Annotated in this window: 20 protein-coding genes and 1 pseudogene; 7 read left to right on the forward strand and 14 right to left on the reverse strand. The window is 70.1% G+C overall.

All coding sequences use genetic code 11. The annotated features are described in order from the left end of the window. Positions 1–332: 332 nt before the first annotated feature. Entirely contained in the window at positions 333–1,697 is a 1,365-nt protein-coding gene (gene hemG / locus KBX37_RS23170) for a protoporphyrinogen oxidase (RefSeq protein WP_210778020.1), read from the forward strand. 63 nt (positions 1,698–1,760) lie between these two features. Here hemG and KBX37_RS23175 read toward each other — a convergent pair whose 3' ends face one another. From KBX37_RS23175 to KBX37_RS23195, 5 genes are all read right to left on the reverse strand, one after another. After that, entirely contained in the window at positions 1,761–2,972 is a 1,212-nt protein-coding gene (locus tag KBX37_RS23175; RefSeq protein ID WP_210778021.1) for a nitrate/nitrite transporter, read from the reverse strand. A gap of 81 nt (positions 2,973–3,053) precedes the next feature. After that, positions 3,054–3,824 carry a respiratory nitrate reductase subunit gamma gene (gene narI / locus KBX37_RS23180; protein ID WP_210778022.1) on the reverse strand — a complete coding sequence of 257 codons (771 nt, stop codon included), beginning with the start codon at positions 3,822–3,824 and terminating at the stop codon, positions 3,054–3,056. Next, the gene (gene narJ, locus KBX37_RS23185; RefSeq protein WP_210778023.1) at positions 3,821–4,444 is read right to left on the reverse strand and encodes a nitrate reductase molybdenum cofactor assembly chaperone; all 624 of its coding nucleotides are present in this window, start codon (positions 4,442–4,444) and stop codon (positions 3,821–3,823) included. Before narJ ends, narI begins: the two co-directional genes overlap by 4 nt. Continuing rightward, on the reverse strand, positions 4,441–6,171 hold the full coding sequence (gene narH, locus KBX37_RS23190) for a nitrate reductase subunit beta (protein WP_210778024.1): 1,731 nt from the start codon (positions 6,169–6,171) through the stop codon (positions 4,441–4,443). Before narH ends, narJ begins: the two co-directional genes overlap by 4 nt. Before the next feature lie 31 nt (positions 6,172–6,202). Then, positions 6,203–9,868 carry a nitrate reductase subunit alpha gene (locus tag KBX37_RS23195; RefSeq protein ID WP_210778025.1) on the reverse strand — a complete coding sequence of 1,222 codons (3,666 nt, stop codon included), beginning with the start codon at positions 9,866–9,868 and terminating at the stop codon, positions 6,203–6,205. Between the two features lie 739 nt (positions 9,869–10,607). Here KBX37_RS23195 and KBX37_RS23200 point away from each other — a divergent pair. The 4 genes and pseudogenes from KBX37_RS23200 to KBX37_RS23215 all read left to right on the forward strand — a co-directional run. Next, positions 10,608–10,842 (forward strand): annotated as a pseudogene (locus KBX37_RS23200) (transposase family protein); the annotation flags it as partial. A gap of 67 nt (positions 10,843–10,909) precedes the next feature. Beyond that, the gene (locus tag KBX37_RS23205) at positions 10,910–11,902 is read left to right on the forward strand and encodes an RNA polymerase subunit sigma-70 (RefSeq protein ID WP_210778026.1); all 993 of its coding nucleotides are present in this window, start codon (positions 10,910–10,912) and stop codon (positions 11,900–11,902) included. A 4-nt stretch (positions 11,903–11,906) separates the two neighbouring features. Beyond that, entirely contained in the window at positions 11,907–12,212 is a 306-nt protein-coding gene (locus KBX37_RS23210; protein ID WP_210778027.1) for a hypothetical protein, read from the forward strand. Next, on the forward strand, positions 12,196–12,651 hold the full coding sequence (locus KBX37_RS23215; RefSeq protein ID WP_210778028.1) for a DUF6069 family protein: 456 nt from the start codon (positions 12,196–12,198) through the stop codon (positions 12,649–12,651). Before KBX37_RS23210 ends, KBX37_RS23215 begins: the two co-directional genes overlap by 17 nt. A 196-nt stretch (positions 12,652–12,847) precedes the next feature. On the opposite strand, the gene KBX37_RS23220 is transcribed toward KBX37_RS23215, so the two are convergent. The 9 genes from KBX37_RS23220 to KBX37_RS23260 form a co-directional block, all read right to left on the reverse strand. Continuing rightward, complete coding sequence (locus KBX37_RS23220; protein ID WP_210778029.1) at positions 12,848–13,312, reverse strand: nuclear transport factor 2 family protein; 465 nt, start codon at positions 13,310–13,312, stop codon at positions 12,848–12,850. A 141-nt stretch (positions 13,313–13,453) separates the two neighbouring features. Further along, the gene (locus KBX37_RS23225) at positions 13,454–14,122 is read right to left on the reverse strand and encodes a 3-oxoacid CoA-transferase subunit B (protein ID WP_210778030.1); all 669 of its coding nucleotides are present in this window, start codon (positions 14,120–14,122) and stop codon (positions 13,454–13,456) included. Continuing rightward, entirely contained in the window at positions 14,119–14,817 is a 699-nt protein-coding gene (locus KBX37_RS23230; RefSeq protein ID WP_307849170.1) for a 3-oxoacid CoA-transferase subunit A, read from the reverse strand. Before KBX37_RS23230 ends, KBX37_RS23225 begins: the two co-directional genes overlap by 4 nt. Positions 14,818–14,820: 3 nt before the next feature. Further along, a complete protein-coding gene (locus tag KBX37_RS23235; RefSeq protein WP_210778031.1) occupies positions 14,821–16,011 on the reverse strand; it encodes a thiolase family protein in 1,191 nt (396 codons plus the stop codon). Between the two features lie 3 nt (positions 16,012–16,014). Further along, entirely contained in the window at positions 16,015–16,908 is an 894-nt protein-coding gene (locus tag KBX37_RS23240) for a dioxygenase (RefSeq protein ID WP_210778032.1), read from the reverse strand. Beyond that, positions 16,905–17,966 carry a maleylacetate reductase gene (locus KBX37_RS23245; protein ID WP_210778033.1) on the reverse strand — a complete coding sequence of 354 codons (1,062 nt, stop codon included), beginning with the start codon at positions 17,964–17,966 and terminating at the stop codon, positions 16,905–16,907. The genes KBX37_RS23240 and KBX37_RS23245 overlap by 4 nt, the downstream gene beginning before the upstream one ends. Further along, on the reverse strand, positions 17,963–19,714 hold the full coding sequence (locus KBX37_RS23250) for an FAD-dependent monooxygenase (protein ID WP_210778045.1): 1,752 nt from the start codon (positions 19,712–19,714) through the stop codon (positions 17,963–17,965). The genes KBX37_RS23245 and KBX37_RS23250 overlap by 4 nt, the downstream gene beginning before the upstream one ends. A 185-nt stretch (positions 19,715–19,899) precedes the next feature. Continuing rightward, complete coding sequence (locus tag KBX37_RS23255) at positions 19,900–20,862, reverse strand: AraC family transcriptional regulator (RefSeq protein ID WP_210778034.1); 963 nt, start codon at positions 20,860–20,862, stop codon at positions 19,900–19,902. A gap of 549 nt (positions 20,863–21,411) precedes the next feature. After that, a complete protein-coding gene (locus tag KBX37_RS23260) occupies positions 21,412–22,614 on the reverse strand; it encodes a S1 family peptidase (RefSeq protein WP_210778035.1) in 1,203 nt (400 codons plus the stop codon). Between the two features lie 535 nt (positions 22,615–23,149). Between KBX37_RS23260 and KBX37_RS23265 the strand changes: the two genes are divergently transcribed. Both KBX37_RS23265 and KBX37_RS23270 read left to right on the forward strand, forming a co-directional pair. Continuing rightward, positions 23,150–23,554, forward strand: a complete 405-nt coding sequence (locus KBX37_RS23265) for a transposase (RefSeq protein WP_247658736.1) — start codon at positions 23,150–23,152, stop codon at positions 23,552–23,554. Between the two features lie 276 nt (positions 23,555–23,830). Further along, positions 23,831–25,288, forward strand: coding sequence for an SDR family oxidoreductase (locus tag KBX37_RS23270; protein ID WP_210778036.1), 1,458 nt, complete (start codon positions 23,831–23,833; stop codon positions 25,286–25,288). Positions 25,289–25,444 lie beyond the last annotated feature (156 nt).

A 25,444-nucleotide genomic window follows, 5' to 3' on the forward strand; every position in this document is an offset into this window, starting at 1 on the left:
GACCATCTCGAACGGCACGATCCGGGTGAGTTCCCCGAGATGGCCCGGCGCGAACACGCCCTTCGCCACCGTGATCACCCGGGTGATGACAGAATGCTCCGACAGCGGGACTCCCTCGTAGCTGGCTGGTCTTGGTCGACAAGCCGTTCTACCGGAGTCCCGCTGCCTCTTTACCAGCACCCTCCATCATGCTCAAACAGCCCTTGACATCAGGCCCAACGCCCTAACTTCATGGCCTTGGCCTTTAGGCCCGAACCAGTGGTGCCTGGTGAAGCTCACAGCGGACGGACCCGGACGGGCCGTGGGCCGGGCTGTCTGAAACTGTTGACGGCATGCGAAGGCGGGTTGCGGTCATCGGTGGCGGGATTTCCGGGCTGGCTGCCGCGGTGCGGATCCGTGACCGGGCGGCGCGGGACACTGAGATCGTTGTGTACGAGGGCAGTGGCGTGCTCGGCGGCAAGCTGCGCACCGGCGAGCTGGCCGGCGCGATCGTGGAGCGCGGCGCCGAGTCGTTCCTCGTCGGGGCGCCCGACGGGACGGAGTCCGCGGCGGTACGGTTCGCCCGGCGGCTGGGCCTGGGCGACCAGCTCGTGCACCCGTCGGCGGGCCAGGCCGCCCTCGCCGTCGGCGGGCGCCTCGAACCCATCCCGCCCGGCACGCTGATGGGCATTCCGCGGGAGTCCGCCGGCGATGACCGCGATACCGGTGCCCCGCTGCTCGCCGCGGACGAGGACGTCACGGTGGGTGCGCTGGTCCGCGCCCGCTACGGCGACGAGGTCGTGGAGCGGCAGGTCGACCCGCTGCTGGGCGGCGTGTACGCGGGCCGCGCCGACCAGCTCTCGCTCGATGCGACCATGCCGGCGTTGGCCTCGGCGGCGCGAGCCGAGCACACCCTGGCCGGCGCGGTTCGGGCCGCTCAGGCCGCCAGCGTGCGGGTGCCGGGGCGACCGGTGTTCGCGACCGTCGAGGGCGGGCTGAGCCGGTTGGTCAGGGCGGCCGCGGTGGCGAGCGGTGCCCGGATCAGCCTCGGGCTGCCGATGCGCCACCTGGCGCGTACGACGCATGGATGGCGCGCCACGCTCGGCCCGGCGGCGGCCCCGGAGGTCGACGACGTGGACGCGGTGGTGCTGGCCGTGCCTGCCGCGTCCGCGTCGCGACTGCTGGCGAGCGCCCGGGACCCCTCCGGCTCGGCTGCGGTCGGTGATCTCACCTATGCGAGCGTCGCGCTGGTCGCGATGGCGCTGCCGAGCGACACCCCGCTGCCGGAGCTGTCCGGTTTTCTGATCCCGGCGACCGAGCGAACCCTTGTCAAGGCGGCGACGTTCGTCACCCGTAAGTGGACCCATCTGGGCCGAGAAGGCGGGCCGATGATCATTCGGACCTCGCTCGGCCACGCCGGCGAAGAGGAGCGCCTGCACCGCGATGACGCCGTCCTGGCCGCCCAGGCGCATGCCGAGCTGGGTGCCCTCCTCGGTTCGAGTCTGCCGCCGCCGATCGCGTCCTGGGTGCAGCGGTGGGACGGCGCGCTTCCGCAGTACGCCGTCAGGCATCGAGAGCGGATCGCGTCCGCCCGGGCCGGCCTGCCACCCGGTCTCGCCCTCGCGGGTGCCGCATACGACGGCGTCGGCATTGCGGCCTGCATCGCCAGCGGCGAGGCGGCCGCAGAGGACGTGTGCAGGTACCTGGAGGATTCTTGACGCTTCCCGCGGTTTGACAGCCGGGACGATGAGCGTGGTCAGCGGCGTCGTGTCCATGGCGACTCATTGAGGCGGTGACGCGGCGGCGGGGCGGCGGGTGAGGCCGCTCATCCTGACGGCGGTGTAGACGGCCGCCGCGAGGGCGACGTCGGACAGCAGCATCAGGCCGATGGCGTAGGAGCCTTCGACGCCGTACACCCAGCCCATGACCAGTGGGGGGACGAAGCCGCCGAGGCCGCCGGCGGCGCCGACGACGCCGGTGACGGTTCCGACCTTGTCGGCGGGCGTCACCGTGCCCACGAGGGCGAACACGGCGCCGCTGGCGGCGCCGAGCAGGGCGGCCATGCCGAGGAAGGCGACCGTGGAGACCGGCATGAGCGGGGGCTGGAACGCCTGGATGACGGCGAACACGGCGGTGCCGGCGAAGCACCAGACCAGCACGGGTACCGGCTGGAGGCGGTCGGACAGCCAGCCGCCGGTGGGTCGGGCGACGACGGCGAGGATGACGAAGCCGGCGGTGCGCAGCGCGGCGTCATTGGCGGTCAGCTCGTAGGCCGTGCGCAGGTACGCGGGTAGGTAGACGCTGAAGGCGACGAAGCCGCCGAAGCCGACCGCGTACAGGAAGCACAGCTGCCAGGTCACCGCGAGCCGTCCGACGTCGGCGGTACGCGCCCACGCGGAGCCGGCGGCCCGCTGTCGGTTCGGCTCGTCGCGGATGAGCAGGAACGCCACGACGGCGTAGCCGGCGAGGATGGCGGCGACGAGCAGGAAGGGGGTGTCCTCGCCGTAGGTGTCGGCCAGCTTGACGGTGGTGAAGTTGGCGATCGCGGTGCCGCCCATGCCGGCGCCGAACACGCCGATGGCGAAGCCACGCCGGGCGGGCGGGTACCAGCCGGAGACGAGGGGAACGCCGACGGCGAAGGCGGTGCCGCCGATGCCGAGGAAGAGCCCGGTGATGATCAGCGCGGGGTAGGACGACACCACCGACAGGGTCAGCACGGGCACGATGGTGGCCAGGGAGACCGCCGGGAACATGATCCGTGCGCCGAACCGGTCGGTGAGTGCGCCGACCGGAATCCGGCCGATCGAGCCGACCACGATGGGCACCGCCACGAGCAGTGATTGGGCGGCGAAGCTCAACCCCAGGCGTTCCTTCACGCCGGGCGCGAGCGGACCGAGCAGCGCCCAGGCCCAGAAGTTCACGGTGAACCCGATGGTGGCCAGCACCAGGTTGCGGCCCGCGCCCGCCGCCGGCGTGGCCCTGCCCGCTCTCATCATCTCCCACCTCAACAGGTGCAGCCGGTGTCCCGGCGACGTTGCATGGCATCGGTGACATACCGGTCTGGCCGTCTGCCGTCACCCCCGGCGGCGGGGGGCCGTCGAGGAGCGGGGCGGCAGCGTCGGCGGGCCCTCCCAGCCCGGCCGGTTGGGGCGCAGGCCCGGCCGGGCGCCGCGGCTGCGGTAGACCACGTATGGCCGGGTGACGTAGCCGACCGGTGCGCTGAAGGCGTGCACGAGGCGGGTGAACGGCCAGAACGCGAACAGGGCGAACGCGGCGATGACGTGGATCTGGAACCCGATCGGAACCGCAGCCATGACCTCCGGGTCGGGACTGAGGTAGAACAGCGACCGGAACCAGGGCGAGACGGTCTCGCGGTAGTCGTAGCCACCGCCGGCGATGTTGGCCCGTACCGTCGTCCACAGGCCCAGCACGATGACGGCAGCGAGGACCACATACATCGCCTTGTCATTGCGGGTGGTGGCGGCGAACACCGGACCGGTGAGCCGGCGCCGGGCGATGAGGATCACCATGCCGATCAGTGTGCAGAACCCGGCGATCGTGCCGATGAACACGGCCATCAGGTGGTAGGTGTGCTCGGTGATCCCGACGGCCTCCGTCCACGACTTGGGGATGAGCAGGCCGCCCACGTGCCCGATCAGCACCATGAGCACCCCGAAATGGAACATCGGGCTGCCCCAGCGCAACAACGCGGACTCGTACAGCTGTGACGAGCGGGTGGTCCAGCCGAACTTGTCGTACCGGTAGCGCCAGACCAACCCGCCCACCAGGATCGCCACGGTGACGTACGGGTAGACCACCCAGAGCAGAACGTCCACGGTGTTCACCTGCGCCCTCCGGTGGGGTCGACGAGTCCGTACGGTTCCAGGCCGACCTGCTCGACCGGCGGGCCGGTGCGGACCAACCGGACCGCTGCGGCCAGGTCGGCGGGGCGCGCGGCGGGAAGCATCGCTCGGACGGCCTCGATCGCCTGCCGGTACACAGACTCCTCCCTGGCCAGCGCCTCGGTGAGCAGGTCGAGGCCGACGCGGTTGTCGCGCAGCAGTCGCCATCCGGCGTCGTCGGCGGCGGCCAGGTCGAGCACCGCGGGCAGGTAGTCGGGCAGCTCGCCGTCGACCACCGCCAGGCCGGCCGTCCGGTAGGCGGAGGCGTATCCGACGAGCGCCTCGCCACGCTTGCGGGTATCGCCGCAGGTGTAGTAGCTCAGGTGCAGGCAGCAGCGCCGCCGGAAGTCGAACAGCTGAACGTAGGCGGCGCGTAGCTCGCCGGGCGTGGTCGACTCCCGGTGGGCGGTGACATGCCGTAGCGGCCCGGCCACCTCGGCGGGGAGCCCGTCGAGGGCGGCCCGGATGGTGGGCAGTGCGGAGAGAACCTCGTCGTCGGGGTAGCGCAGCAGCAGCGAGGCGGCGCGGGCGGCGACGGGACGCCAGATCGGTTCCGTGCTCATCGCTCGCCCCCCTCGGTGTCGATCACGCCGGGGCCGGTCACGTCGCCGCCCTCGGCGGCCGGGTCTTTCTTCGGGGGGAAGAGGCCCTCCGGGATGCTCTTGCCGTCCCAGTTGAGCAGGTTGACCCGGCGAGGTTCGTCGCCAGGGTCGGTGAAGGTGTCAGCGGTCTGCCGGCTGCGCATCGCGTGGAAGGATTCCACCTGGATCGGTATTGGCGTGCCGGAGGACTCCCCGAAGGGGCCGTGGTTGTAGGGGCCGCCGCCGCCCATCCCGGGGCCGCCCTCGTAGTCCAGGCTGCACTCGGCGGCGATCCCTTCCAGCCGGTGCGCGTCCTCGGCGTGCGCGGCGGGGATGACGTAGCGCTGCTCGTACTTGGCGATGGCGAGGAGTTGGTACATGTCGTCCACCTGCTCGCCGGTCATGCCGACGGCAGCCGGGATGGATTCGTCAGGCTGTTCGCCGAGGTTTGCCTGCCGTTGGTAGGCGCGCATCGCGGCGAGTCGGTTGAGCACTGCCCGTACCGGCTCCGGGTCGCCGGCGGTGAACAGTTCGGCCAGGTAGTCGACGGGGATGCGGAGGGCGTCGACGGCGCCGAAGAGGTTGCCGGCGGCCTCGCCGTCGTGGCCGGTGTCGCGTAGTACGTCCACCACCGGCGACAGTGGCGGGATGTACCAGACCATCGGCATGGTGCGGTACTCCGGGTGCAGTGGCAGGGCTACCTCGTACGTCATGATCAGGTCCCAGACCGGGGAGCGCTGCGCCGCGTCGATCCAGTCGTCGGGGATGTCCGCCTGCCGGGCCGCGGCAACCACCGCGGGGTCGTGCGGGTCGAGGAACACGGAGCGCTGGGCCTCGTAGAGATCCCGCTCGTCCTCGGCTGCCGCGGCCGTGGCCACCCGGTCGTGGTCGTAGAGCATCAGCCCGAGGTAGCGCAGCCGGCCGACGCACGTCTCGGAGCAGATGGTCGGCTGGCCGATCTCGATGCGCGGGAAGCAGAACGTGCACTTCTCCGCCTTGCCGGTGCGGTGGTTGAAGTACACCTTCTTGTAGGGGCAGCCGGTGACACACATCCGCCAGCCCCGGCAGCGGTCCTGATCGACCAGGACGATGCCGTCCTCGGTCCGCTTGTAGATCGCACCGGACGGGCAGGAGGCGGCGCAGGACGGGTTGAGGCAGTGCTCGCAGATGCGGGGCAGGAAGAACATGAAGGTCTTCTCGAACTCCTGCCTCACCTGGTCGGAGACCTTCGCCAGCACCGGGTCCCCGGCGGCGATCTCGCTGCCGCCGGCCAGCGAGTCGTCCCAGTTGGCACTCCAGGTGATCTTCGTGTCCTGCCCGGTCAGTAGCGACTTCGGCCGAGCCACCGGGATGTCGTCGCCGGCCGGCGCGTTGATCAGGTGCTCGTAGTCGTACGTCCACGGCTCGTAGTAGTCCTGCATCGATGGCAGCTTCGGGTTGGCGAAGATGCTGAACAACTTCTTCACCCGGCCACCCGAGCGCGGCTTGAGCCGACCGGTCCGGGTCCGCACCCAGCCGCCCTGCCACTGCTGCTGGTCCTCGTAGGTACGCGGGTAGCCCTGGCCGGGCCGGGTCTCCACGTTGTTGAACCAGACATACTCGACCCCGGACCGGTTGGTCCACGCCTGCTTGCAGGTAACGGAGCAGGTGTGGCAGCCGATGCACTTGTCGAGGTTCATCACCATCGCCATCTGGGCCATCACGCGCATCGACTCGCTCCTCGAAAGTCGCTCGGCGGCATCAGTACTGCACCTCCTGCGAGCGGCGGCGGATCACCGTGACCTCGTCACGCTGGTTGCCCGTCGGACCGAGGTAGTTGAACGCGAACGACAACTGGGCGTACCCACCGATGAGGTGGCTCGGTTTGATGAGCAGTCGGGTCAGCGAGTTGTGTATCCCGCCGCGCCGGCCGTTGACCTCGGCCTTCGGCACGTCGATCACCCGCTCCTGCGCGTGGTACATGTAGACGGTGCCCTCGGGCATCTTGTGGCTCACCACGGCCCGGCAGACCACGACGCCATTGCGGTTGACCGCCTCGATCCAGTCGTTGTCCCGCACACCGATCTTCGCCGCGTCAACCTCGCTCATCCACATGGTCGGCCCACCCCGGGACAGCGTCAGCAGGATCAGGTTGTCCTGGTACTCGGAGTGGATGGACCACTTCGAGTGCGGTGTCAGGTAGCGCACGGTGAGTTCGAGCTCGCCGTTACGCCCGAGCCGGGGCTCGCCGAAGAGCTTGTGCATGTCCAGCGGTGGCCGAAAGATCGGCAACTCCTCGCCGAGCTCCTGTATCCAGTCGTGATCGAGGAAGAAGTGCTGGCGCCCGGTGAGCGTGTGCCAGGGCTTGAGCCGTTCGATGTTGATGGTGAACGCCGAGTACCGGCGACCGCCGTGCTCGCTACCCGACCACTCCGGACTGGTGATCACCGGCACCGGGCGGGACTGAGCGTCGGGAAAGGTGATTTTCTTGCCCTCGTACTCGGCGGACATGTCCACCAGCTGCTGGCCGGTACGGCGTTCCAGGAAACGGAAGCCTTCGGTGGCGACGCGGCCGTTGGTGGTGCCGGACAGCGCCAGGATGGCCTCGCAGGCCCGGATGTCGGTGTCCAGCCGGGGTCGACCGTCCGTCGGTCCGCCGCGCACGACACCGTTGACCTTGCGCAGGTAGTCGATCTCTCGGGTGACGTCGACCGTGACGGCCTTGGTGGTGGTGCCGAGGCGGTCGAGCAGCGGGCCGAGGGCGGCCATCTTGTCCGCGATGGCGCCGTAGTCGCGTTCCACGACGATGAACTTCGGCATCGTCCTGCCCGGTACCGCGGGGACGTCGCCGGTCTTCCAGTCGCGCACCACCCCGCCCGGTGTGGCCATGGCGTCCGGGGTGTCGTGCAGCAGCGGGGCAGCGACGAGATCCTGGCGGACGCCGAGGTGCGGGCCGGCGAGGGCCGAGAACGCCTTGGCGATGCCGTGGAAGGCGGTGAAGTCGGTGCGGGTCTGCCACGGCGGATTGATCGCCGGCGTGAACGCGTTCACGAACGGGTGCATGTCGGTGGTGTTGAGATCGTGCTTCTCGTACCAGGTGGCCGCCGGCAGCACGATGTCGGAGAACAGCGTGGTGGAGGTCATCCGGAAATCGAGGCTCAGCAGCAGGTCGAGCTTGCCCTCGGGGGCCTGGTCGCGCCACACCACGTCCTGTGGGCGTTTCTTCCCCTGCGCTTCGGTGGCGCGGAGGTTTGCGTCGGTGCCGAGCAGGTGGCGCAGGAAGTACTCGTTTCCCTTACCCGACGAGCCGAGCAGGTTGGCCCGCCACACGGTCAGCACCCGTGGCCAGTTCTCGGGCGCGTCCGGGTCGGTGCAGGCGAAGCGAAGCCGTCCGTCGACCAGCGCCTCGGCGACGTACTGCGCCGGGTTGTCGGGCAATGCGGCGAGGGCCTCGTCGGCGACGTCGAGCGGGTTGCGGTCGAAGGTCGGCATGGACGGCATCCAGCCCAGCCGGGCCGACTGGGCCAGCAGGTCGGCGGTGTGCTTGCCGGCGAAGCGGCCTTGGCCGAGGGGGGAGGCGAGGACGTCGGCGTTGTACTGGTCGTAGCGCCATTGGTCGGTGTGGGTGTACCAGTAGGCGGTGCCGATCATCTGCCGCGGCGGGCGCGCCCAGTCCAGGCCGAACGCCAGATGCGCCCACCCGGTGACCGGCCGGCACTTCTCCTGCCCGACGTAGTGCGCCCAGCCGCCGCCGTTGACCCCCTGACAGCCGGTCAGCGTCGTCAGCGCCAGCATCGCCCGGTAGGTGGTGTCGGAGTGGAACCAGTGGTTAGTGCCGGCGCCCATCAGGATCATCGAGCGCCCGCCGGAACGTTCCGCGTTGTCGGCGAACTCCCGCCCGATCCGGGCGACCGCAGCCGCCGGTACGCCGGTGATCGGCTCCTGCCATGCCGGGGTGTACGGCTCGGCCGGATCGTCGTACCCGGTTGGCCACACCCCGGGCAGTCCGGGACGGGCGACGCCGTACTGGGCGAGCATCAGGTCGAACACGGTGGTGACCAGCCGCCCGCCCACCCGCGTGGTCGGCACGCCGCGGTGCATCACCGCGGGCACGTCGTTGTCGAACCGCGGCAGCATCACCTCCACCGCCTCGCCGCCCGCGCAGCTGAGCCGGGGCACGACCTCGCCGAGGTCCAGGTTCCACCTACCGACGCCGGCCTGGCCGTAGCGGTGGCCCAGCGAGCCGTTCGGGACCGCCGGGGCGTCCGCGGCAGAGTCCCACAGCACCGGCCGGAAGGCCGCCTCGCTGTCGCTCTCCCCCAGGTCGGCGGCGGTCAGAAATTTCCCGGGGCGGTAGCCGCCACCGTCGGCCGGCTCCAGGCTGACCAGGTACGGCAGGTCGGTGTACCGGGAGACGTAGTCGACGAACCGCGGTGTGGTCCTGTCGACGAAGAACTCCTTGAGCACGACGTGGCCCATCGCCATCGCCAGGGCTCCGTCGGTGCCCGGCTGGGCCGGCAGCCAGTCGTCGGCGAACTTGACGTTGTCGGCGTAGTCCGGCGACACCACCACGACCTTCTGGCCGCGGTAGCGGGCCTCGACCATCCAGTGCGCGTCCGGGGTGCGGGTGACCGGGACGTTCGAACCCCACATCATCAGGTAGGAGGCGTCCCACCAGTCCCCGGACTCGGGCACGTCGGTCTGGTCGCCGAACACCTGCGGGGAGGCGACCGGCAGGTCGGCGTACCAGTCGTAGAACGACAGCATCGAGCCGCCGATCAGCGACAGAAACCGGGCACCGACCGCGTGCGACACCATGCTCATCGCCGGAATTGGCGAGAAGCCGGCCACCCGGTCCGGGCCGTACTCCTTGATGGCGTGCACGTGCGCGGCGGCGATGATCTCCTGGGCCTCGTCCCAGCTGACCCGCACCAGGCCGCCCTTGCCTCGGGCCTTCTGGTAACGGCGGCGCCGTTCCGGGTCGGCCTGGATGTCGGCCCAGGCGGCGACCGGATCGCCGAGCCGCCGCTTCGCCTCCCGGTACATGTCGACCAGTACGCCACGGGCGTACGGATACCGGACCCGGGTCGGCGAGTAGGTGTACCAGGAGAAGGCGGCGCCGCGGGGGCAGCCGCGCGGCTCGTACTCCGGACGGTCCGGACCGACGCTCGGGTAGTCGGTCTGCTGCTGCTCCCAGGTGATGATGCCGTCGCGGACGTACACCTTCCACGAGCACGACCCGGTGCAGTTCACCCCGTGCGTGGAGCGCACCACCTTGTCGTACGACCAGCGGTCCCGGTAGAAGGCGTCCGCCTCCCGGCCGCCGATCTGGTAGAGGGCCCGACCGTCGGGGGAGACCTCCGCCCGCCGTACCAGCCCACCGACTGCCAGCAATGCCCGACTCGCGTGCTCGCTCGTGCCCGCCATCCGCCTCATTCCTCACCCGTGACCCTCACGACCACGTTCGTACGCACGGCGGTGCGGTGCAACCGGAGGACGTGATTCGCACCCACTCCCCTACGATCGTGCGTAACCTTCGGGCCGAGATGTACCGATCCGGCAGGACCGATGGGATCCCGGCAGGTTCCGTACCGACTGGGGCGATCCTGTCGCTCCGGCCTTTGCGATTACGGCCCTCAGACCTGGTCGACGGCGGCGGCCAGGGTCTGCGCGGTTGGCCGCCGTTGACGACGACGGTGGGGGTGCCGTCTGACGCCGCATACGCTCATGGCGTCGGTGACGTGCGTGACGCAGTCCGCGTAGCGATCCGTACGCCGGCTCGGCAAACCGGACCTGGACCTCAGTGACGAGTCAAGGCATTACACCAGGCAATGCCCATTCGGCAACGGCCACAAAGTACAGTGCGCGATAAGGCACACCTAAGTCGTGGACGGGCTCGCGGAGGGCTGCGTTGACGCAGAGGGCGAGGGCGCCGCAGCCGGTTGTCCGGACCGAGGCGAGCAGCCGAGCACCGCGCCCACGGCCATCACGGACAACGCCCCCCGGAGGGACGCCTTGAGGCACCTGTCCCCGTGATGGCCCTTTTCCCATGGGCATGCATGCCCGGCTCCTGTATTCATCAACAGTCGAGCCGGGACCACACAGCAGTTACCGGCTCAGTAGGGCACCGTGATTCGGAGGCGATCCTGAGGGCTGATGGGCTAGCCGCTACCGGCCGAAGCTGTCGCGCCGGCAGAAGGCCGTGAACAAGGCCCATGCCCGGATCTGCTGCTGCGGCGAACGCGCCGCGTCGCCACCCTCAAGACCTGGAAATCCTGACCAAGCTGCCCTGCAGCCCCTCCCGGACGACCCCAATGGTGCAGGCCATCCTCGTTCTCCACCACGTCGAAAACCCGACCTACCAAGGAGGAAAAGCGCTCAGCCATGCCGACCGACCCTAGTGATGAGTTGTCGCGCCCGCACCCGTCACACCTACGACGGGACACGACGAGACGGAAGGATGACGTGATGAGTGCGGACATGCGGCTGGAGGAGCTGGGCGGGAGCGGTCTGGGCGAGGTCGACGAGCCGGCGTTCTCGGGGCTTGCGGAGCGGCACCGGCGGGAGCTGCACGTGCACTGCTACCGGATGCTCGGGTCGTTCGAGGATGCCGAGGACGCCGTGCAGGAGACGTTCCTCCGTGCCTGGCGGCGGCGGGAGACCTTCGAGGGGCGGTCGACGTTCCGGGCCTGGCTGTACCGGATCGCCACCAACGCCTGCCTGGACCTGCTCGCCAAGTGCCGCCCGGAGCCTGCGACCGGCGGCGAGGTGCTGTGGCTGCAGCCCTACCCGGACCGGCTGCTCGACGAGCTGCCCGCGGGCGACGCGGACGAGACCGTCGCCGTCGCGCGGGAGACGATCGAGCTGGCGTACCTGGTCGCAGTCCAGCACCTCGCGCCGCGCCCGCGGGCCGTGCTGATCCTGCGGGACGTGCTCGGCTGGCCGGCGAAGGACGTCGCGGAGCTCCTCGGGGACTCCGTCAACTCCGTGAACAGCGCGCTGCAGCGGGCCCGCGCCGGCATGCGGGAGCACCTGCCCGCCGAGCGGCAGGACTGGACCGGCGGCGAGGAGGACGCCGAGACGCGCGAGCTGGTGCGCCGCTTCACCGACGCGAGCGTGGCCACGGACGTCGACGGGCTCGCCGCAATGCTGCGGGACGACGTCCGCTGCTCGATGCCGCCCACGCCGGGCCTGTACGTCGGCCGCGACGCGGTGGTGAACAGCTGGGTCGAGGATGGATTCGAGGGCATGAAGGGCCTGCGCGCGGTCCCCACCTCCGTGAACCGGCAGCCCGCCGTCGCGTTCTACCACTGGCGGAAGCGGGAGGGCGCGTACCTGCCGCTGACGATCGACGTCCTGCGCGTCACCGGCGGGGCGATCACCGAGATCGTCACGTTCCACGACGACCAGTTCCCGCGGCTCGGGCTGCCGGAGCGCCTGCCGGCGGACGGCACGGAATAGTCCGGTGTGGACGCTCGCGCTGTGCGGTGGCGCGCGTGTCGCGGTGGTCGCGGCGGAGTGGTGCGACGCGTTCGGCATCGTCACCCGCGGCCGGGTGCAGCTGGAGCTGCGCGACGGCGAGCCCGGGCCGGTCCTCGGACGCGACGCCGGGTTCTGGCTCCGCGGCACCGGCGTCCGCGCCCTGCGGAACCCCGGCCGTCGCACGGCGAAGGTGCTCATCGTCACCCCCAGGGCCAGGACCGTCACCTGCCAACACGCCCCGTACGCCAGTTACCGAATGATGGAGGGACGACATGAACAGCATGAATGACACCGGGGTCGTCGCAGGACCGGCATCGGGCCAGACCAGCCACACCCACCGACTCCGCGGACTCGCCGGCACCGGCTTCATTGCCACGCTCGCAGCGATGGTGGCCACCACCCTCGCCGCTGCGCTTGCCCAGGCCGTTGGCGTCGACTTCGAGGTCCCCGATGGTGGCGAGACGATCCCGTTGTCCGGGTTCGCCGTGGTGACCGGCTTCTTCTCGGTCGTGGGCATCGTCATTGCCGTCGCTCTTCTTCGTTGGAGCGCTCGCCCCGCCGAGCGATTCGTGTGGACCGCACTGTCGCTGACCGCGATCTCGTTGGTCCCGCCCCTCCTCTCCGGGGCAAACACCGCCACCACCACTGCCCTCCTCGGGCTACACCTCGTCCCTGCGACGGTGATGATCCCCACCCTGGCGCGGAGCCTCCGCACCCGGACCGATTGATCTTCGGGCGAATCGAAGAGGTCACCAACCTGGAGACCCTGTTCAGGACGATGCCAGCGGGATTCGAGCCTCAGCCCGCACACCCCATAACGCGCCGCAAGAAGGAGGTCGAGCAGGTCCTCGGACCCATCACCGTGTGTCGAGCGTGAGGCGCCGAACCGCAATCCGCCGTCAGCTCGCGCCGGGCCGGCTCGGGTTACCCGAGCTGCAACCAGGGGTAGCGAGCGGTGTCCTGCCCGGCGTAGTCGGGATCGAGGTAGATGAAGACGCGCTGGATCTTCCAGTCGCGGATCTCGAACACGTCGCACCAGCGTCCGGCCCCCCACTCGGGAAGCCCTGCCCGCCACGGTCCGTCCCGGTGCTCGCCGTGGCTGGTGCCCTCGCAGACCACGGTGTCGGTTCCCGAGAAGATCCAGTTGAAGTGGGAGTAGTGGTGCTCGATCTGCTTGATCATGCCACCCACCTCGCCGAACAGTCGGCCGATCTGTTCCTTTCCGGTGGCCAGCCCCCACTTCGGGAAGTACACCTGGGCGTCATCGGCAAACAGGTCCAGAATGCTGCCCCCGGTGGAGGTCACACCAGCGTTGTCGAAGGCTTTCAAGTATTCCAAGGCGACCGACTTGCGCTGTTCATCGGTCATGGTCTGGGTGTTCAGGGCCATGGTCGACTCCTTCGATTCGATGGTTTTCAGGCCGGCTAGCGCAGCTTCCGGTACGGACCGGCGTCCGCGAGGAGCCATATCGTCGGGTTGGCGCATGTTGGGCCGGGTGACGTCTGTCCAAGGCTGCGGTTCAGATGCCGGTCATCGGGCTCCCTCGCGGGTCCGATCCAGCAGCGGCACCTCGAGAAGGCGCGTCAGCTCGTCGAACGTGCAGTCGAACAGCTCCCGTACTGCCACGCCCTCGTCCTCGATGAGGAACACCGCGAGGTCGGTGTAGACGCGGCTGACGCACCTCACACCGGTCAGTGGGTAGGTGCACTCGGGAACCAGCTTCGGAACCCCGTCCCGCGACAACAGATCCATCATCACGAACGTCTGCTTGGCCCCGATGGCGAGGTCCATCGCGCCGCCGACGGCCGGGATGTCGTCGGACCGGCCGGTGTGCCAGTTCGCGAGGTCACCGCGGGCCGACACCTGATAGGCGCCGAGCACACAGACGTCCAGGTGGCCGCCGCGCATCATGGCGAAGGAGTCGGCGTGGTGGAAGTACGAGGCGCCGTGCAGCTCGGTCACGGGTACCTTGCCGGCGTTGATGAGGTCGAGGTCGATCGCGTCCCCCTGCGCCTCGGGCCCCATGCCCAGCATGCCGTTCTCCGTGTGCAGCACGATGCCGCTGCCTGGGGAGAGGTGGTTGCTGATCCGGGTCGGGAGCCCGATGCCGAGGTTCACGAAGGCTCCGTGCGGGATGTCGCGCGCGACGCGGGCGGCGAGCTCGTCCTTGCCGAGCCCGCGCCGGCTCCCGCCGGTCACTGACCCGCTCCGACCGGCTGGGGCACCGGCACGGGTGCCGGCACGCGGACGAGGCGGTCGACAAAGATGCCCGGCGTGACGATGACCTCGGGGTCGAGCGCACCGGCCGGCACCAACTCCTCGACCTGCACGACCGTCGTCGTCGCGGCCGCCGCCATGATCGGCCCGAAGTTGCGGGCGGTCTTGCGGTAGACCAGGTTGCCCAGCTCGTCGGCCCGGTGCGCCTTCACCAGGGCGTAGTCCGCTCGCAGCGGGTACTCCAGCACGTAGTGCCTCCCGTCGATCTCCCGGACCTCCTTGCCCTCGGCCAGGGAGGTCCCGTAGCCGGTGGGGGTGTAGAAGGCGCCGATGCCGGCGCCGGCGGCGCGGATGCGCTCGGCGAGGTTGCCCTGCGGAACGAGCTCCAGCTCGATCTCACCGGCCCGGTACTTCTCGTCGAAGTGCCAGGAGTCCCGCTGGCGGGGGAAGGAGCACACGATCTTGCGAACGCGGCCCGCACGGATCAGCGCCGCCAGGCCCACGTCCCCGTTTCCGGCGTTGTTGTTGACGACGGTGAGATTCGTGGCGCCGCACGCGAGGAGCGCCTCGATGAGCTCGACCGGTTGACCGGCGGTGCCGAATCCGCCGATCATCACCGTGGCGCCGTCGGGGATCCCCGCGACCGCCGCGGTCGGGTTGTCCAGGATGCTGGCCACGGCTCAGGTGTCCAGGTTCTCGAGGACCATGGCGAGCGCCTGCCCGACCCCGATGCAGATCGCGGCGACCCCCCACCGCTGGCCCGAAGCCCGCAGCGAGCGGGCGAGCGTGCCGAGCACGCGGGTCCCGGAGGCGCCCAACGGGTGACCGATGGCGATGGCACCGCCGTGTGCGTTGACGATGTCAGGGTCGACGCCCCAGGCGTTGACGCACGCCACGGTCTGGGCGGCGAACGCCTCGTTCAGCTCGACCGCGCCCACCTCACCCCAGCCGATGCCGGCCCGCTTGAGCGCCAGGTTGGCGGCCTGCACCGGCGCGAACCCGAAGTACTGCGGGTCGTTCGCCGCAGCCCCGCGACCGGCGATGCGCGCCAGCGGCGACCGACCGACGATCTCCTCGGCGGACGGGCTGCCCAGCAAGACTGCGGACGCGCCGTCGTTGAGCGGCGAGGAGTTCCCGGCGGTCACCGTGCCGTCCTGCTTGCGGAACACCGGTGTGAGCGCGGCGAGCTTCGCCAGGCTGGTGTCGGACCGGATGGACTCGTCGCGGGCGAGGTCCACCCCGGGCACGCCGACGACGAGGTCGTCGTAGAACCCCGTCTCCCAGGCCCGGGCAGCCGCCTGGTGCGAGCGCAGCGCGAAGACGTCCTGCGCGTCGCGGCCGACCTGCTCACGGATCGCGAGCAGCTCGGTGGCCTCGCCCAGCGAGACCGTCCACTCCGGATTCATCCGCGGATTCACCAGACGCCAGCCCAGGGTGGTGGACACCAGCGCCGCATCACCGGCCGGGTACGCCTTCTCCGGCTTGGGCAGCACCCAGGGCGCCCGGCTCATCGACTCCACACCGCCGACCAGCACCACGTCCGCCTCGTCGAGGGCGATCTGCCGGGAGGCGACGATGGCGGCGTCCAGGCTGGAGCCGCAGAGTCGGTTCACCGTCGTGGCCGGTACCGACGTCGGCAGGCCGGCCAGCAGGCCGGCCATCCGGGCGACGTTGCGGTTGTCCTCCCCGGCGCCGTTGGCGTTGCCCAGCACGATCTCGTCGACGCGGTCCGGTTCCAGCGCGGGCGCCCGTTCGACCAGCGTCCGCAGCACGTGCGCCGCCAGGTCGTCCGGGCGCACACCGGCCAGCGCACCGCCGTACCTCCCGAAGGGGGTGCGTACGGCGTCGTACAGGTACACGTCGGTGGGCATGGGTCAGCCCTCCTCGCGAGCCGAGGCCGCAGGGGCCAGGACGATGCCGAACCGCACCCGTGACCACGCGCGGTCTCCCAGGTCGCGGCCGTCCGGGGTGGGGGTGCCGGCCGGCTGGGGCTCGAAATCCTTGACCAGCGAGTCCCGTACTCCGAAGACGCTGTCGCGGTCCAGCAGCTCGTCCCCGCGGACGAAGATGTGCGTCACCAGGGTCCTGAGTCCCTCCCCCTGGATCATGAAATGCAGGTGTGAGGCCCGCATCGGGGACCGTCCGGTGGCGGCCAGCAGCCGGCCGACCGGGCCGTCGTGCGGGATCGGGTACGGCGTCGGCGTGACCGCCCAGAAGCGGTAGTTCCCGTCCGCGTCGCTGTACAGGTGGCCACGGGCGCAGACCCGGTCGTCGCCGTACTGGACGTCGTAGAAGCCGTCCTCGTCGGCCTCCCAGACCTCGATCCGTGCATGCGGCACCGGCTTGCCGTCCGTGTCGGTGACCGTGCCCTCGACCCAGCACGGTTGCCCGGACGCTCCGGCCGCGATGTCACCGCCGAGCTCGATCTCCGGTGAGCCTTCGACGAAGAACGGGCCGAACACCGTCGCCTCGGTGGCGTCGCGGTACGCCTCGTTGTTGACGGTGATGGTCTGCATCGAGGCGCCCAGGACGTCGGAGAGCAGGATGAACTCCTGACGCCGGTCGTCGGTGATGTGCCCGGCGGTGGTGAGGAACTCGATGGCGCGCTGCCACTCCTGCTCGGTCAGCCGCACCTCCCGCAGAAAGGCGTGCAAATGCCGGGTGAGCGCCTGCATCAGCTCCTTGAGCCGCTCATCCGGCGTGTCGTCGAACGACGCGACCACGCGTTCGACAAGCTGTGACTCGCGGTCGTGCTGCGCCCTGCTCATCGTGGCTCCCCTCCGTCCCAGGCTCGGCGTAGCAAATCCTCGAGGTTCTCGCGGGTGACCGGCGTCGGGTTGTTCGGCGGCACGGCCGCCAGGACGGCGTCGACGGCAGCCGGGATGTCGGTCTCGCGCAGCCCGTAGTCCCGCAGGGCGCGAGGTGCCGCCACCTGCTCCCGCAGGCGCTGCAAACCGTCCAGGGCGGACGTCCCGCCGAAGGCCGCCGCCATCCGCTGCTCGCTGTCCGGCACCGAAGGTGCGTTGAGCGCGAGGACGTACGGCAGTACCACGGCATGGGTCTGCGCGTGCGGGAGGTTGTACATCCCACCGAGCACGTGGCAGATCTTGTGGTGCAGCCCGGAGCCGGCCGAGGCGAACGCCACCGCGGCCAGGTAGGCCCCGTACAGCGTCTGCTCGCGCCCCGCGATGCCCTGGGGATCGCGCACGACCTCGGGGAGTCCCTGGCGAAGGGCGCGGATGCCCTCCAGCGCGAGCGCCTGGTCGATCGGGTCGACCCGTGGTGCCCACATCGAATCGACGCAGTGCGCCAGCGCGTTCAACCCGGACGCGACGCTCAGCGGCACCGGCAGGGACAGCATCAGGCTGGCGTCGTAGACGACGGACCGCGGCAGCACGCGGGCGTCGACGCCGGTGGTCTTGCGGCCGCCCTCGGTCAGCCCCCAGACATTGGTGGCCTCCGAGCCCGCGTACGTGGTCGGGACGGCGACGATGGGCAGCCCGGTGGTCAGCGCCACCGCCTTGGCCAGGCCGGTGGTGGAGCCGCCGCCGATGCTGACGAGGACGTCGACGTCGTGCTTCTCGGCGGCCGTGCGGGCCCGCTCGGCAACGTCGATGGGCACGTGCATCGCCACCTCGGTATGGCGCACCGCGGCCGGCAGGGCGGCCACCAACGGGTCAGCCAGCGCACTGTCGGACTCCGCGGCGATCACCATCGGGCGGACGGCGCCGAGCCGAGCCACCTCGTCGGCCACGTGACCCGCCGCCTCGTACGACGCGAACACCACCCGCTGTGGCAGCGTCTCGTGCGTGAAGCTGGCTCTCACGCCGCATCACCCCGGCCGAGGATCGCCGACATCGCCTCGTGCAGGGCCCGCTCCGGGTCGGCGGGCAGCCGCATCGACCGCCAGCCGATGTGCTTGTCCGGGCGCACCAGCAGCACGCCGTCCTCCTCGACCTCCCGCAACCGCGCCCAGTCGTAGTACAGGTCGGTCACCGCACGCCCGGGGCCGATCACCACGGCCTCCAGCGGCACGCCGAGTTCCTGGCCGACCTTCTCGGCGGCCGCCACCCACGGCTCCCCCGCGATGCCGGTGAACAATGTGAACCGGGTCATCGGCGCCAGGTCGAGCGTGGATACCTTGCGCCGGGCATCGCCCACCCAGGCGTGCGGCAGCCGGGACCCCGCAACCGTGGACGGCTCGTAGTACAGCTCCGGGTCCCGGCGCGGTTCTGGCCGGCGGGTGGCGTCGGAGACCACCGCGTCCGACTCGTAGAACTGCCCCAGCTCGACACCGTGGGCGTTGAACTCGTAGTGCTTCAGCTCCATGGCCGACACCAGCGCGGCCCGCTTGGCCGCCCCCTCGGGGGTGTTGGCTTTGCGCTCCTCGATGCGCGCGGCCATCTCGGCCTCGTCCTTGGCGTCCAGCAGACCCAGTACCTCGAAGAACTGGACGAATTCCCGGCTGGACCTGTTCGCGCGCTGGACGATCTGCTTGGCCACCGGCGCCCGTTCCACGGAGTAGGTCTCCAGCAGCGACGGCGCGGCCTGCCCACGGAGGACGGCTGCCAGCTTCCACGCGAGGTTGTAGGAGTCCTGGATCGAGGTGTTCGACCCCAGCCCGTTGCTCGGCGGGTGGCGGTGGACCGCGTCCCCGACACAGAACACCCGCCCGGCTTGCAGGTGCGTCGCGTACATCTCGTTGTTGCCCCACAACGACGTACCGGTGATCTCCACCTCGATGTCCGGCAACCCCAGCAGGTTGCGCACGATCTGGACGGCGGCGGCCTCGTCGACGACCGGTGGGGGTTGGCTGATGTCGTAGCCCCAGACGACGAGCCACTCGTTCCACGGCCGCACCATCCGCACCAGCCCGGCCCCGATTCCGCCGACGTTCGAACCGGGCTGGATCACCCAGTAGAGCACCGACGGCCGGTGCCCGCAGTGCGCCGAGATGTCGGCCTTGAAGGTGATGTTCATCGAGCCGGCGACGTCCATCGCACCCTCCATCGGAAGGTCGAGGTCGGCGGCGACCTTGGACCGGGCGCCGTCGGCGCCGATGAGGTACTTGGCCCGGATCGTGTACTCCTCGCCGGTGAGGCGGTCTCGAACCTGGACGTGGACCCCATCGGCGTCCTGCCGGTGTCCCAGGTACTCGGTGGAGAACCGGGCCTGGGTACCCCGCACCACGGCGTTGCGCACCAGGATCGGCTCCAGGTAGGTCTGGGGAATGTCGACCGGCAGGCACGGTGACGCGAGCTGGTAGTCGGCCCGCCGGGCGGGATGGGTACCCCAGGTGAGGATCCGTCCGATCTCCTCCCCGGCGATCGAGGTGCAGAAGACGGTGTCGCCCATCAGCTCGTGCGGAGTGGCGTCGGCGAGCACCTGGTCCTCGATGCCCAGGTCCCGGAAGACCTCCATCGCGCGCTGGTTCGTGATGTGCGCCCGCGGCGTGTTGGCCGTCCAGCGGTACTTCGTGATCATGATGTTCGGGATTCCCAGGGTGGACAGGAACAGGGCCGCGCCCGCTCCCGCCGGGCCCGAGCCGATGACGACGACGTCGGTCGTCACCATCGATCCCTGAGGTAGCGGCGTCTCGGCCATCCCGTCGCTGAACACTGCCATCAGATCCCCCACTCCACTGCTCGGCGTGTGGTCCTGGCCACTCGCTCGACCAGTGTGCGGCGGTGCTCCGCAGCCGCAGCAAGGGATGAGGCCGTAACACGGCGGAAAGACGAAGCTGTGGCGGAATTCGAGAACTAACCGAGCCGGCCCGCCCGGGCCTGCCGACGCAGGTCCGTGGCGCGCATGCCGAAACGCGCCCGGAACGCCTGCGAGAAGTGGGTGGCCGACCCGAAGCCGCAGCGGGCCGCGACCTCACCGACCGGAAGCTGCGGCGAGGACGCAAGCAGCGCACGAGCACGTTCCAGCCGACGCGCCAGCACGAACTGCGGAACAGTGGTGCCGGCGGCGGCGAACGCCCGGGACAGGTGGCGCTCGCTGATACCGATCCCGGCCGCGACCTGGGCAGCAGTAAGGCCGGCGTCGGTCAGGTGATCCTCGATGAAGGTACGCGCGTTGGCCAGATGCACCGTGCCGAGGTGAACCGGACGGCTGCCCGCCATGCTCGCGAGCAGGTCGAGCGCGATTCGTTCATCGACGGGCTCGCCTCCTTCGGGACGCAGGGCGCGGTCGATGAGCCTCGCGAATGTCCGGGCAGGCACATCCCCCCCGGCGAAGTCGCGCACCAGCGGGGTGCTGAGCGAGCCGAGGCCGGTCAGCTCCCGAAAAAGTGGGCGCGGCACCTTGATCGCGAGCTCCTCCAGGCCACGCGAGAAGCCGCGCATGAACGGGCGATCTGCGTCGCAGATCAGGGCCTGTCCCGGTCGCAGGGTGAGCACGCCGTCGTTGTGGTAGAAGAACGCCTCCCCGAGGAGCGTCAGGTAGATCGCGACCGCGTCCGCCGGATGCTTGCGGATCATTTCGGCCGGCCGTTCAACGACGTGCGCGTTGCCGCGGACGCGGGCCAGGTGCATCTGCTCGAGCTGAAGGTTGAGCTCAATCCCGTCAAACGGCGCCTCGCCCAGCGTGTGACACCGTAGGCCGATCAATGCCTGCGCGTTGTGGTCCTCCCACAGCCCGATCCTCTGGGCCTCCGGGAGGCCCACGGTGCTGAAGCTCACCGGCCGCCGGGCCGTCGCCGAACCCGTCGTCACGTCCACCCCCACTGTCCGGCCCCACGATAATCCTCGGCATCCGGGAGGACCACCTCCGGCACGACCGCTGGCTCGTCATCATGAGCGTCGTCGCACGGCAGCGGCGAGGCCGGCCCGGCCTACGGCAACGCGGTCGGTGGCATCCCCGCCCAAGCCGCCGTCGCCGTCGCCGACGCGCCGCGTTCTGGCCATTCGGACGGGAGGTCGTCGATACCACCCAGCCGCCCCGACCGGCGCCACGGTGGCAGGAACCGGCAGGAACCAAAGGAAGATGCGCAGAAAGTCTGGCTCTAGTGATCACGGGGGGAACCACTCGAGCCGGACTGAACCAGGCCCTGACCCACCAGGCAGCACCCGGGACACCGCCAGGTCCGCCGGGCCGGTCACCCAGCGGGCCTGCGGGGTGTCGGCGATCGGGTCCAGCCCGTGCGCGGCGTGGTCGTCGCGCCAGTGCGGGGCAGCCGTCAGCGGTGTGGGCCGGCCCGTACGGACCGGCCCACGCTACTTCGATCACTGCTTGGCGCCGACCCGTTGCGGCTGGGCGCCGGATACGCGTCAGCCCTGGATGAGCGAGGCGCCGTGGTAGGTGAGCGACCCGATCTGCGCGTCACCCACCGGCCGCAGCAGCGGGGCGTACCAGACGGTGCTGGAGCCGTTGGCGACGACGCCGGGGCAGACCGCCGTGCCGGTCACCCCGGCGGAGATGGTGCCACGAGCGTCGACCCGCCCATCGGAACGGTACGAGTACACCGGTCCGCCGCTGTCGCCCGGGGCGGCGGCGCAGGCCCCGGCGGTGACGTGGTTGGCCTGCGTCACGGGCCCGATCACGTAGCCGACGTTGATGAACTGGTTGACGACGCTGACCCGGATGCTGCAGTGCTCACCACTTGAGGCGCCGCCGGTGCAGAGGTAGTTGCCGACGTAGTCCGATGCCGCCCCGCCAACCCCGATGCTGGTGGCAGCGTTGTACGGTCCGGTGTAGATCCGGCCGCCGGCCGCGACCCTGATCATCAGGGTGTCCCGCGGGTTGTTGTCGTTGATGATCGGCCCCATGGTGTTGGTGGGGCCACCACCGTCGTACGCGACCTGACCGTTCGACCCGCAGTGCCCGGCGCTGAGGATCTGGCGGGCGTCGTTCCAGTACACCCCGAAGCCGGTGCTGCACCCACCACTGGCGTAGTACCGCGCACCACCCCAGTACGGGGCGAAGTCGTTCTGGCGATTCAGCAGCGTCGGGCGCGATGCGGTGCTCAGGCTGAGCGGCAGCCGCGCGGTACGCAGGACGTCCTGCTTACCCGCCACCGGCGCCCTGCCGGTGACGGTCACCGCGAGCCCACTGCCGTCGACCTTGGCGGCCACCGAGACCGCACGCGGATCCGCGGCGAGCCGCTGCGCCTCGGCGACCATCTCCCGCTGGTGGAACCGGGCCGGCTTGAACTTGACCGGTACGGCGAGCCGCTTGGCCAGGTCACGGACGGATCCGGGCACCTGCCCCTTCCAGTAGACGGTGAGCTTGCGGTCTTCCGGCGCGGCGACCACGCCGGCGAAGCCGTCGCCGCGGGCGGCCATGATCTCGTCGGCGGCCGAGTTGAGCCGCTCCTGCACGGAGAACAGCTCACGCCAGCTGGAGAAGCCGCCCGGCACGGCCTCGGTCGGCTGGGCCGACGGGGTGACCGGCTTGCCGTCGGCCACTGCCGGGGTTCCGATCGCGCCGGTGGCGACGACCGCGGCGGCCAACGCGAAGATGGTACGGCGCATGACCGTGCCCCCGCGTCCGCCCGATCTCATTCGACTCATGGGGATTTACCTCCTGAAGTGAGAGCCGCCGGGGCAACAATTCCCCGGTCGGATTCAAATTCTGGAGCGATGAATCCCATTCACAAGGCTCCTGCTACCAAGCAGACTCAGCCATTTACCCGAGCGGACCGGCGTGCGAACATTGCCGGTTCCGCAGACTCACCAAATGCAAATCCGCGCTCCTTTCAGAAAATCATCTCGCACCCGGCCAGGTGAGCCACCTGGTCGTCGGCCATCACAACTGACCAGGGAAGAGACGTTCATCTGACAGAACCGCCACCCGCCATGCGAGCGTGACTCCGCAAGGCTGAAACCCCTCGAGTAGACGTCGAACGACGCACGATTCCTTGCTTCTTCGAATCGGGCCCCAGATATCCATCGGCTTTTCGCAGAGCCGGCGCCCCAACTCTTGCAACGCCGCCTCGATCGACCCCCGGCACCAGGTCAAATGCCCGACATTCCGCCACGCCCGCCGACGACGGAAAGAGGGGTCCTGATGCTTGAGTTCGTGCTGTCCTGCGACTGCGACCCGGAGTGCTCCGACCCGATGTGCCCGTGCGGCTGCCAGGGCGTGTCCTGCCGATCTTGTAGCGGTGGGTCGTGGTTGAGCATGAAGATCCACCTCGCCGTCGACGGCCGCGGTCGGCCGTTGTCGATGCTGCTCACTGCGGGTCAGGCCGGCGACAACCCGCAACTGATGGCCCTGCTGGACGCGTCAACCAGCCTGGACCTGGCCGGCCCGCAAACGCCCGGACGGCTGATCGCCGACAAGGGCTACGCCCACGACTCCACCCGACGAGCGTTGCGGCAACGCGGGATTCGGCACGTCATGCCCGAACGCTCCCACCAGGTCGCCCACCGGGCAGCGCAGGCGGGCGACCACCGACCTTCGACAAGGTGATCTACAAGAAGCGCAATGTCGTGGAACGCCGCTTCAATCGACTCAAGCAGTGGCGACTCCGGTGGCCGCGCGGCTGGCCTGCCCATGGTCGCCCGAGCCCGGCGTGGCTGGAGATGCACAGTTCCGGTGGACCCGGGCGAGGTCGGCGTCGACGGTCTCTGGGCGGATGAGCCGACGCGGGATGCGTCAAAGGCCGTGCGGTGCGTACAGTTCCGGGTCGGACTTGGGGTGGGCCGGGTAGATCCGGCGCAGGGAACGGGATGAGACAGCAGCGGCATGACGGCGGACAACGTTACCGAAAACGGTCAATACGGCATTGACCGCGGCCGACTGGAGACCTGTCTCAGCGTCTTTGAGGCATTGGAGGACCTGCCTCCCGATCACCCCGACGTGGTGCGGGTGCAACGGGCCACCGCGAAGCTCTACAAGGTGATCAAGCAGCGGCGACGCGAGGAACGGCGGGATGCCCTCGCGGCGGCCGACCGCGCGGTGACGGCGGCCACCGCCACCGGCGCCCCTGGCCGGATCGACGACGAGACCCAGGGCATCCCGCTCGCCTCCCCCACCGTCGGTACCACGGCCGGCTTCCTGCACAACCCGCGCGGCTGCTACGTCTGCAAGCAGCGCTACCGCGAGGTCGACGCCTTCTACCATCAGCTCTGCCCGCCCTGCGCCGCGCTCAACCGGGAGCGCCGGAACGCCCGCACCGACCTGACCGGCAGGCGCGCGCTGCTCACCGGCGGCCGGGCGAAGATCGGCATGTACATCGCGCTGCGGCTGCTGCGCGACGGCGCGCACACCACGGTGACCACGCGGTTTCCGCACGACGCGGTCCGCCGATTCGCCGCGATGCCCGACAGCGCGGAGTGGCTGCACCGCCTGCGGATCGTCGGGATCGACCTGCGCGACCCCGCCCAGGTGATCGCGCTCGCTGACTCGGTCAGTGGCCAGGGACCCCTCGACATCCTGATCAACAACGCGGCGCAGACCGTCCGCCGCACGCCCGGGGCGTACGCGCAGCTCGTCGCCGCGGAGGCGGCGGCCCTGCCGGACGGCCCGCTGCCGGAGATGATCACGTTCGCCAAACCGGCCGGCCGGAGCGACCCGGCGGGCAGCCTGACCGCCCCGCCGCAACCGGCGATGACCCCGCACGCGCTCACCGCTCTGGCGCTGACCAGCGGCTCCGCCTCGCCGGAACGGATCGCGGCAGCCACCGCCATCGACGCCGGCGGTCTGGTGCCGGACCTCGACCCCGTCAACAGCTGGGTGCAGCGGGTGCACGAGGTGAACCCGGTCGAACTGCTCGAAGTGCAGCTGTGCAACGTGACCGCGCCGTTCGTGTTGGTCAGCCGGCTGCGACCGGCGATGGCCGCAGCGACCGCCCGCCGCAAGTACGTGGTGAACGTGTCAGCGATGGAGGGCCAGTTCGCCCGCGGCTACAAGGGGCCGGGGCACCCGCACACCAACATGGCCAAGGCCGCGCTGAACATGTTGACCCGGACCAGCGCCCAGGAAATGCTGGCCGACGGCATCCTCATGACCAGCGTCGACACCGGCTGGATCACCGACGAGCGGCCCCACCCGACGAAGATGCGGCTGGCGGACGCCGGCTTCCACGCCCCGCTGGACCTGGTCGACGGCGCGGCCCGGGTCTACGACCCGATCGTCCGCGGCGAACAGGGCGAAGACCTGTACGGCTGCTTCCTGAAGGACTATGCGCCCTGCGCCTGGTGATCAGCACGCCCCACCCCGCCGCCGGCCGCCGGGCTCAGGCCGCCACGGTCAGCACCGTCGCCCCGTCCACCACAGGTTCAAGCTGCGGTGACTGCCGCGATGGAGTCGTTCTTCGCCCTGGAACGAGTCCTCGGCCCGAAAGTCCAGCACAAAGCC

Source organism: Micromonospora sp. U56 (genome assembly GCF_018070095.1).
In the GTDB taxonomy this organism is placed as follows: Bacteria; Actinomycetota; Actinomycetes; order Mycobacteriales; family Micromonosporaceae; genus Micromonospora; species Micromonospora purpureochromogenes.

What these genes read in the sequence shown, in the direction of transcription:
- KBX37_RS23195 (WP_210778025.1), bottom strand. Translation starts at nt 9,868, where the DNA reads ATGGCGGGCACGAGCGAGCACGCGAGTCGGGCATTGCTGGCAGTCGGT.
- hemG (WP_210778020.1), top strand. Translation starts at nt 333, where the DNA reads ATGCGAAGGCGGGTTGCGGTCATCGGTGGCGGGATTTCCGGGCTGGCT.
- KBX37_RS23265 (WP_247658736.1), top strand. Translation starts at nt 23,150, where the DNA reads ATGCTTGAGTTCGTGCTGTCCTGCGACTGCGACCCGGAGTGCTCCGAC.
- narJ (WP_210778023.1), bottom strand. Translation starts at nt 4,444, where the DNA reads ATGAGCACGGAACCGATCTGGCGTCCCGTCGCCGCCCGCGCCGCCTCG.
- KBX37_RS23205 (WP_210778026.1), top strand. Translation starts at nt 10,910, where the DNA reads ATGAGTGCGGACATGCGGCTGGAGGAGCTGGGCGGGAGCGGTCTGGGC.
- KBX37_RS23240 (WP_210778032.1), bottom strand. Translation starts at nt 16,908, where the DNA reads ATGAGCAGGGCGCAGCACGACCGCGAGTCACAGCTTGTCGAACGCGTG.
- KBX37_RS23270 (WP_210778036.1), top strand. Translation starts at nt 23,831, where the DNA reads ATGACGGCGGACAACGTTACCGAAAACGGTCAATACGGCATTGACCGC.
- narH (WP_210778024.1), bottom strand. Translation starts at nt 6,171, where the DNA reads ATGCGCGTGATGGCCCAGATGGCGATGGTGATGAACCTCGACAAGTGC.
- KBX37_RS23220 (WP_210778029.1), bottom strand. Translation starts at nt 13,312, where the DNA reads ATGGCCCTGAACACCCAGACCATGACCGATGAACAGCGCAAGTCGGTC.
- KBX37_RS23260 (WP_210778035.1), bottom strand. Translation starts at nt 22,614, where the DNA reads ATGCGCCGTACCATCTTCGCGTTGGCCGCCGCGGTCGTCGCCACCGGC.
- KBX37_RS23215 (WP_210778028.1), top strand. Translation starts at nt 12,196, where the DNA reads ATGAACAGCATGAATGACACCGGGGTCGTCGCAGGACCGGCATCGGGC.
- KBX37_RS23250 (WP_210778045.1), bottom strand. Translation starts at nt 19,714, where the DNA reads ATGGTGACGACCGACGTCGTCGTCATCGGCTCGGGCCCGGCGGGAGCG.
- KBX37_RS23175 (WP_210778021.1), bottom strand. Translation starts at nt 2,972, where the DNA reads ATGAGAGCGGGCAGGGCCACGCCGGCGGCGGGCGCGGGCCGCAACCTG.
- KBX37_RS23235 (WP_210778031.1), bottom strand. Translation starts at nt 16,011, where the DNA reads ATGCCCACCGACGTGTACCTGTACGACGCCGTACGCACCCCCTTCGGG.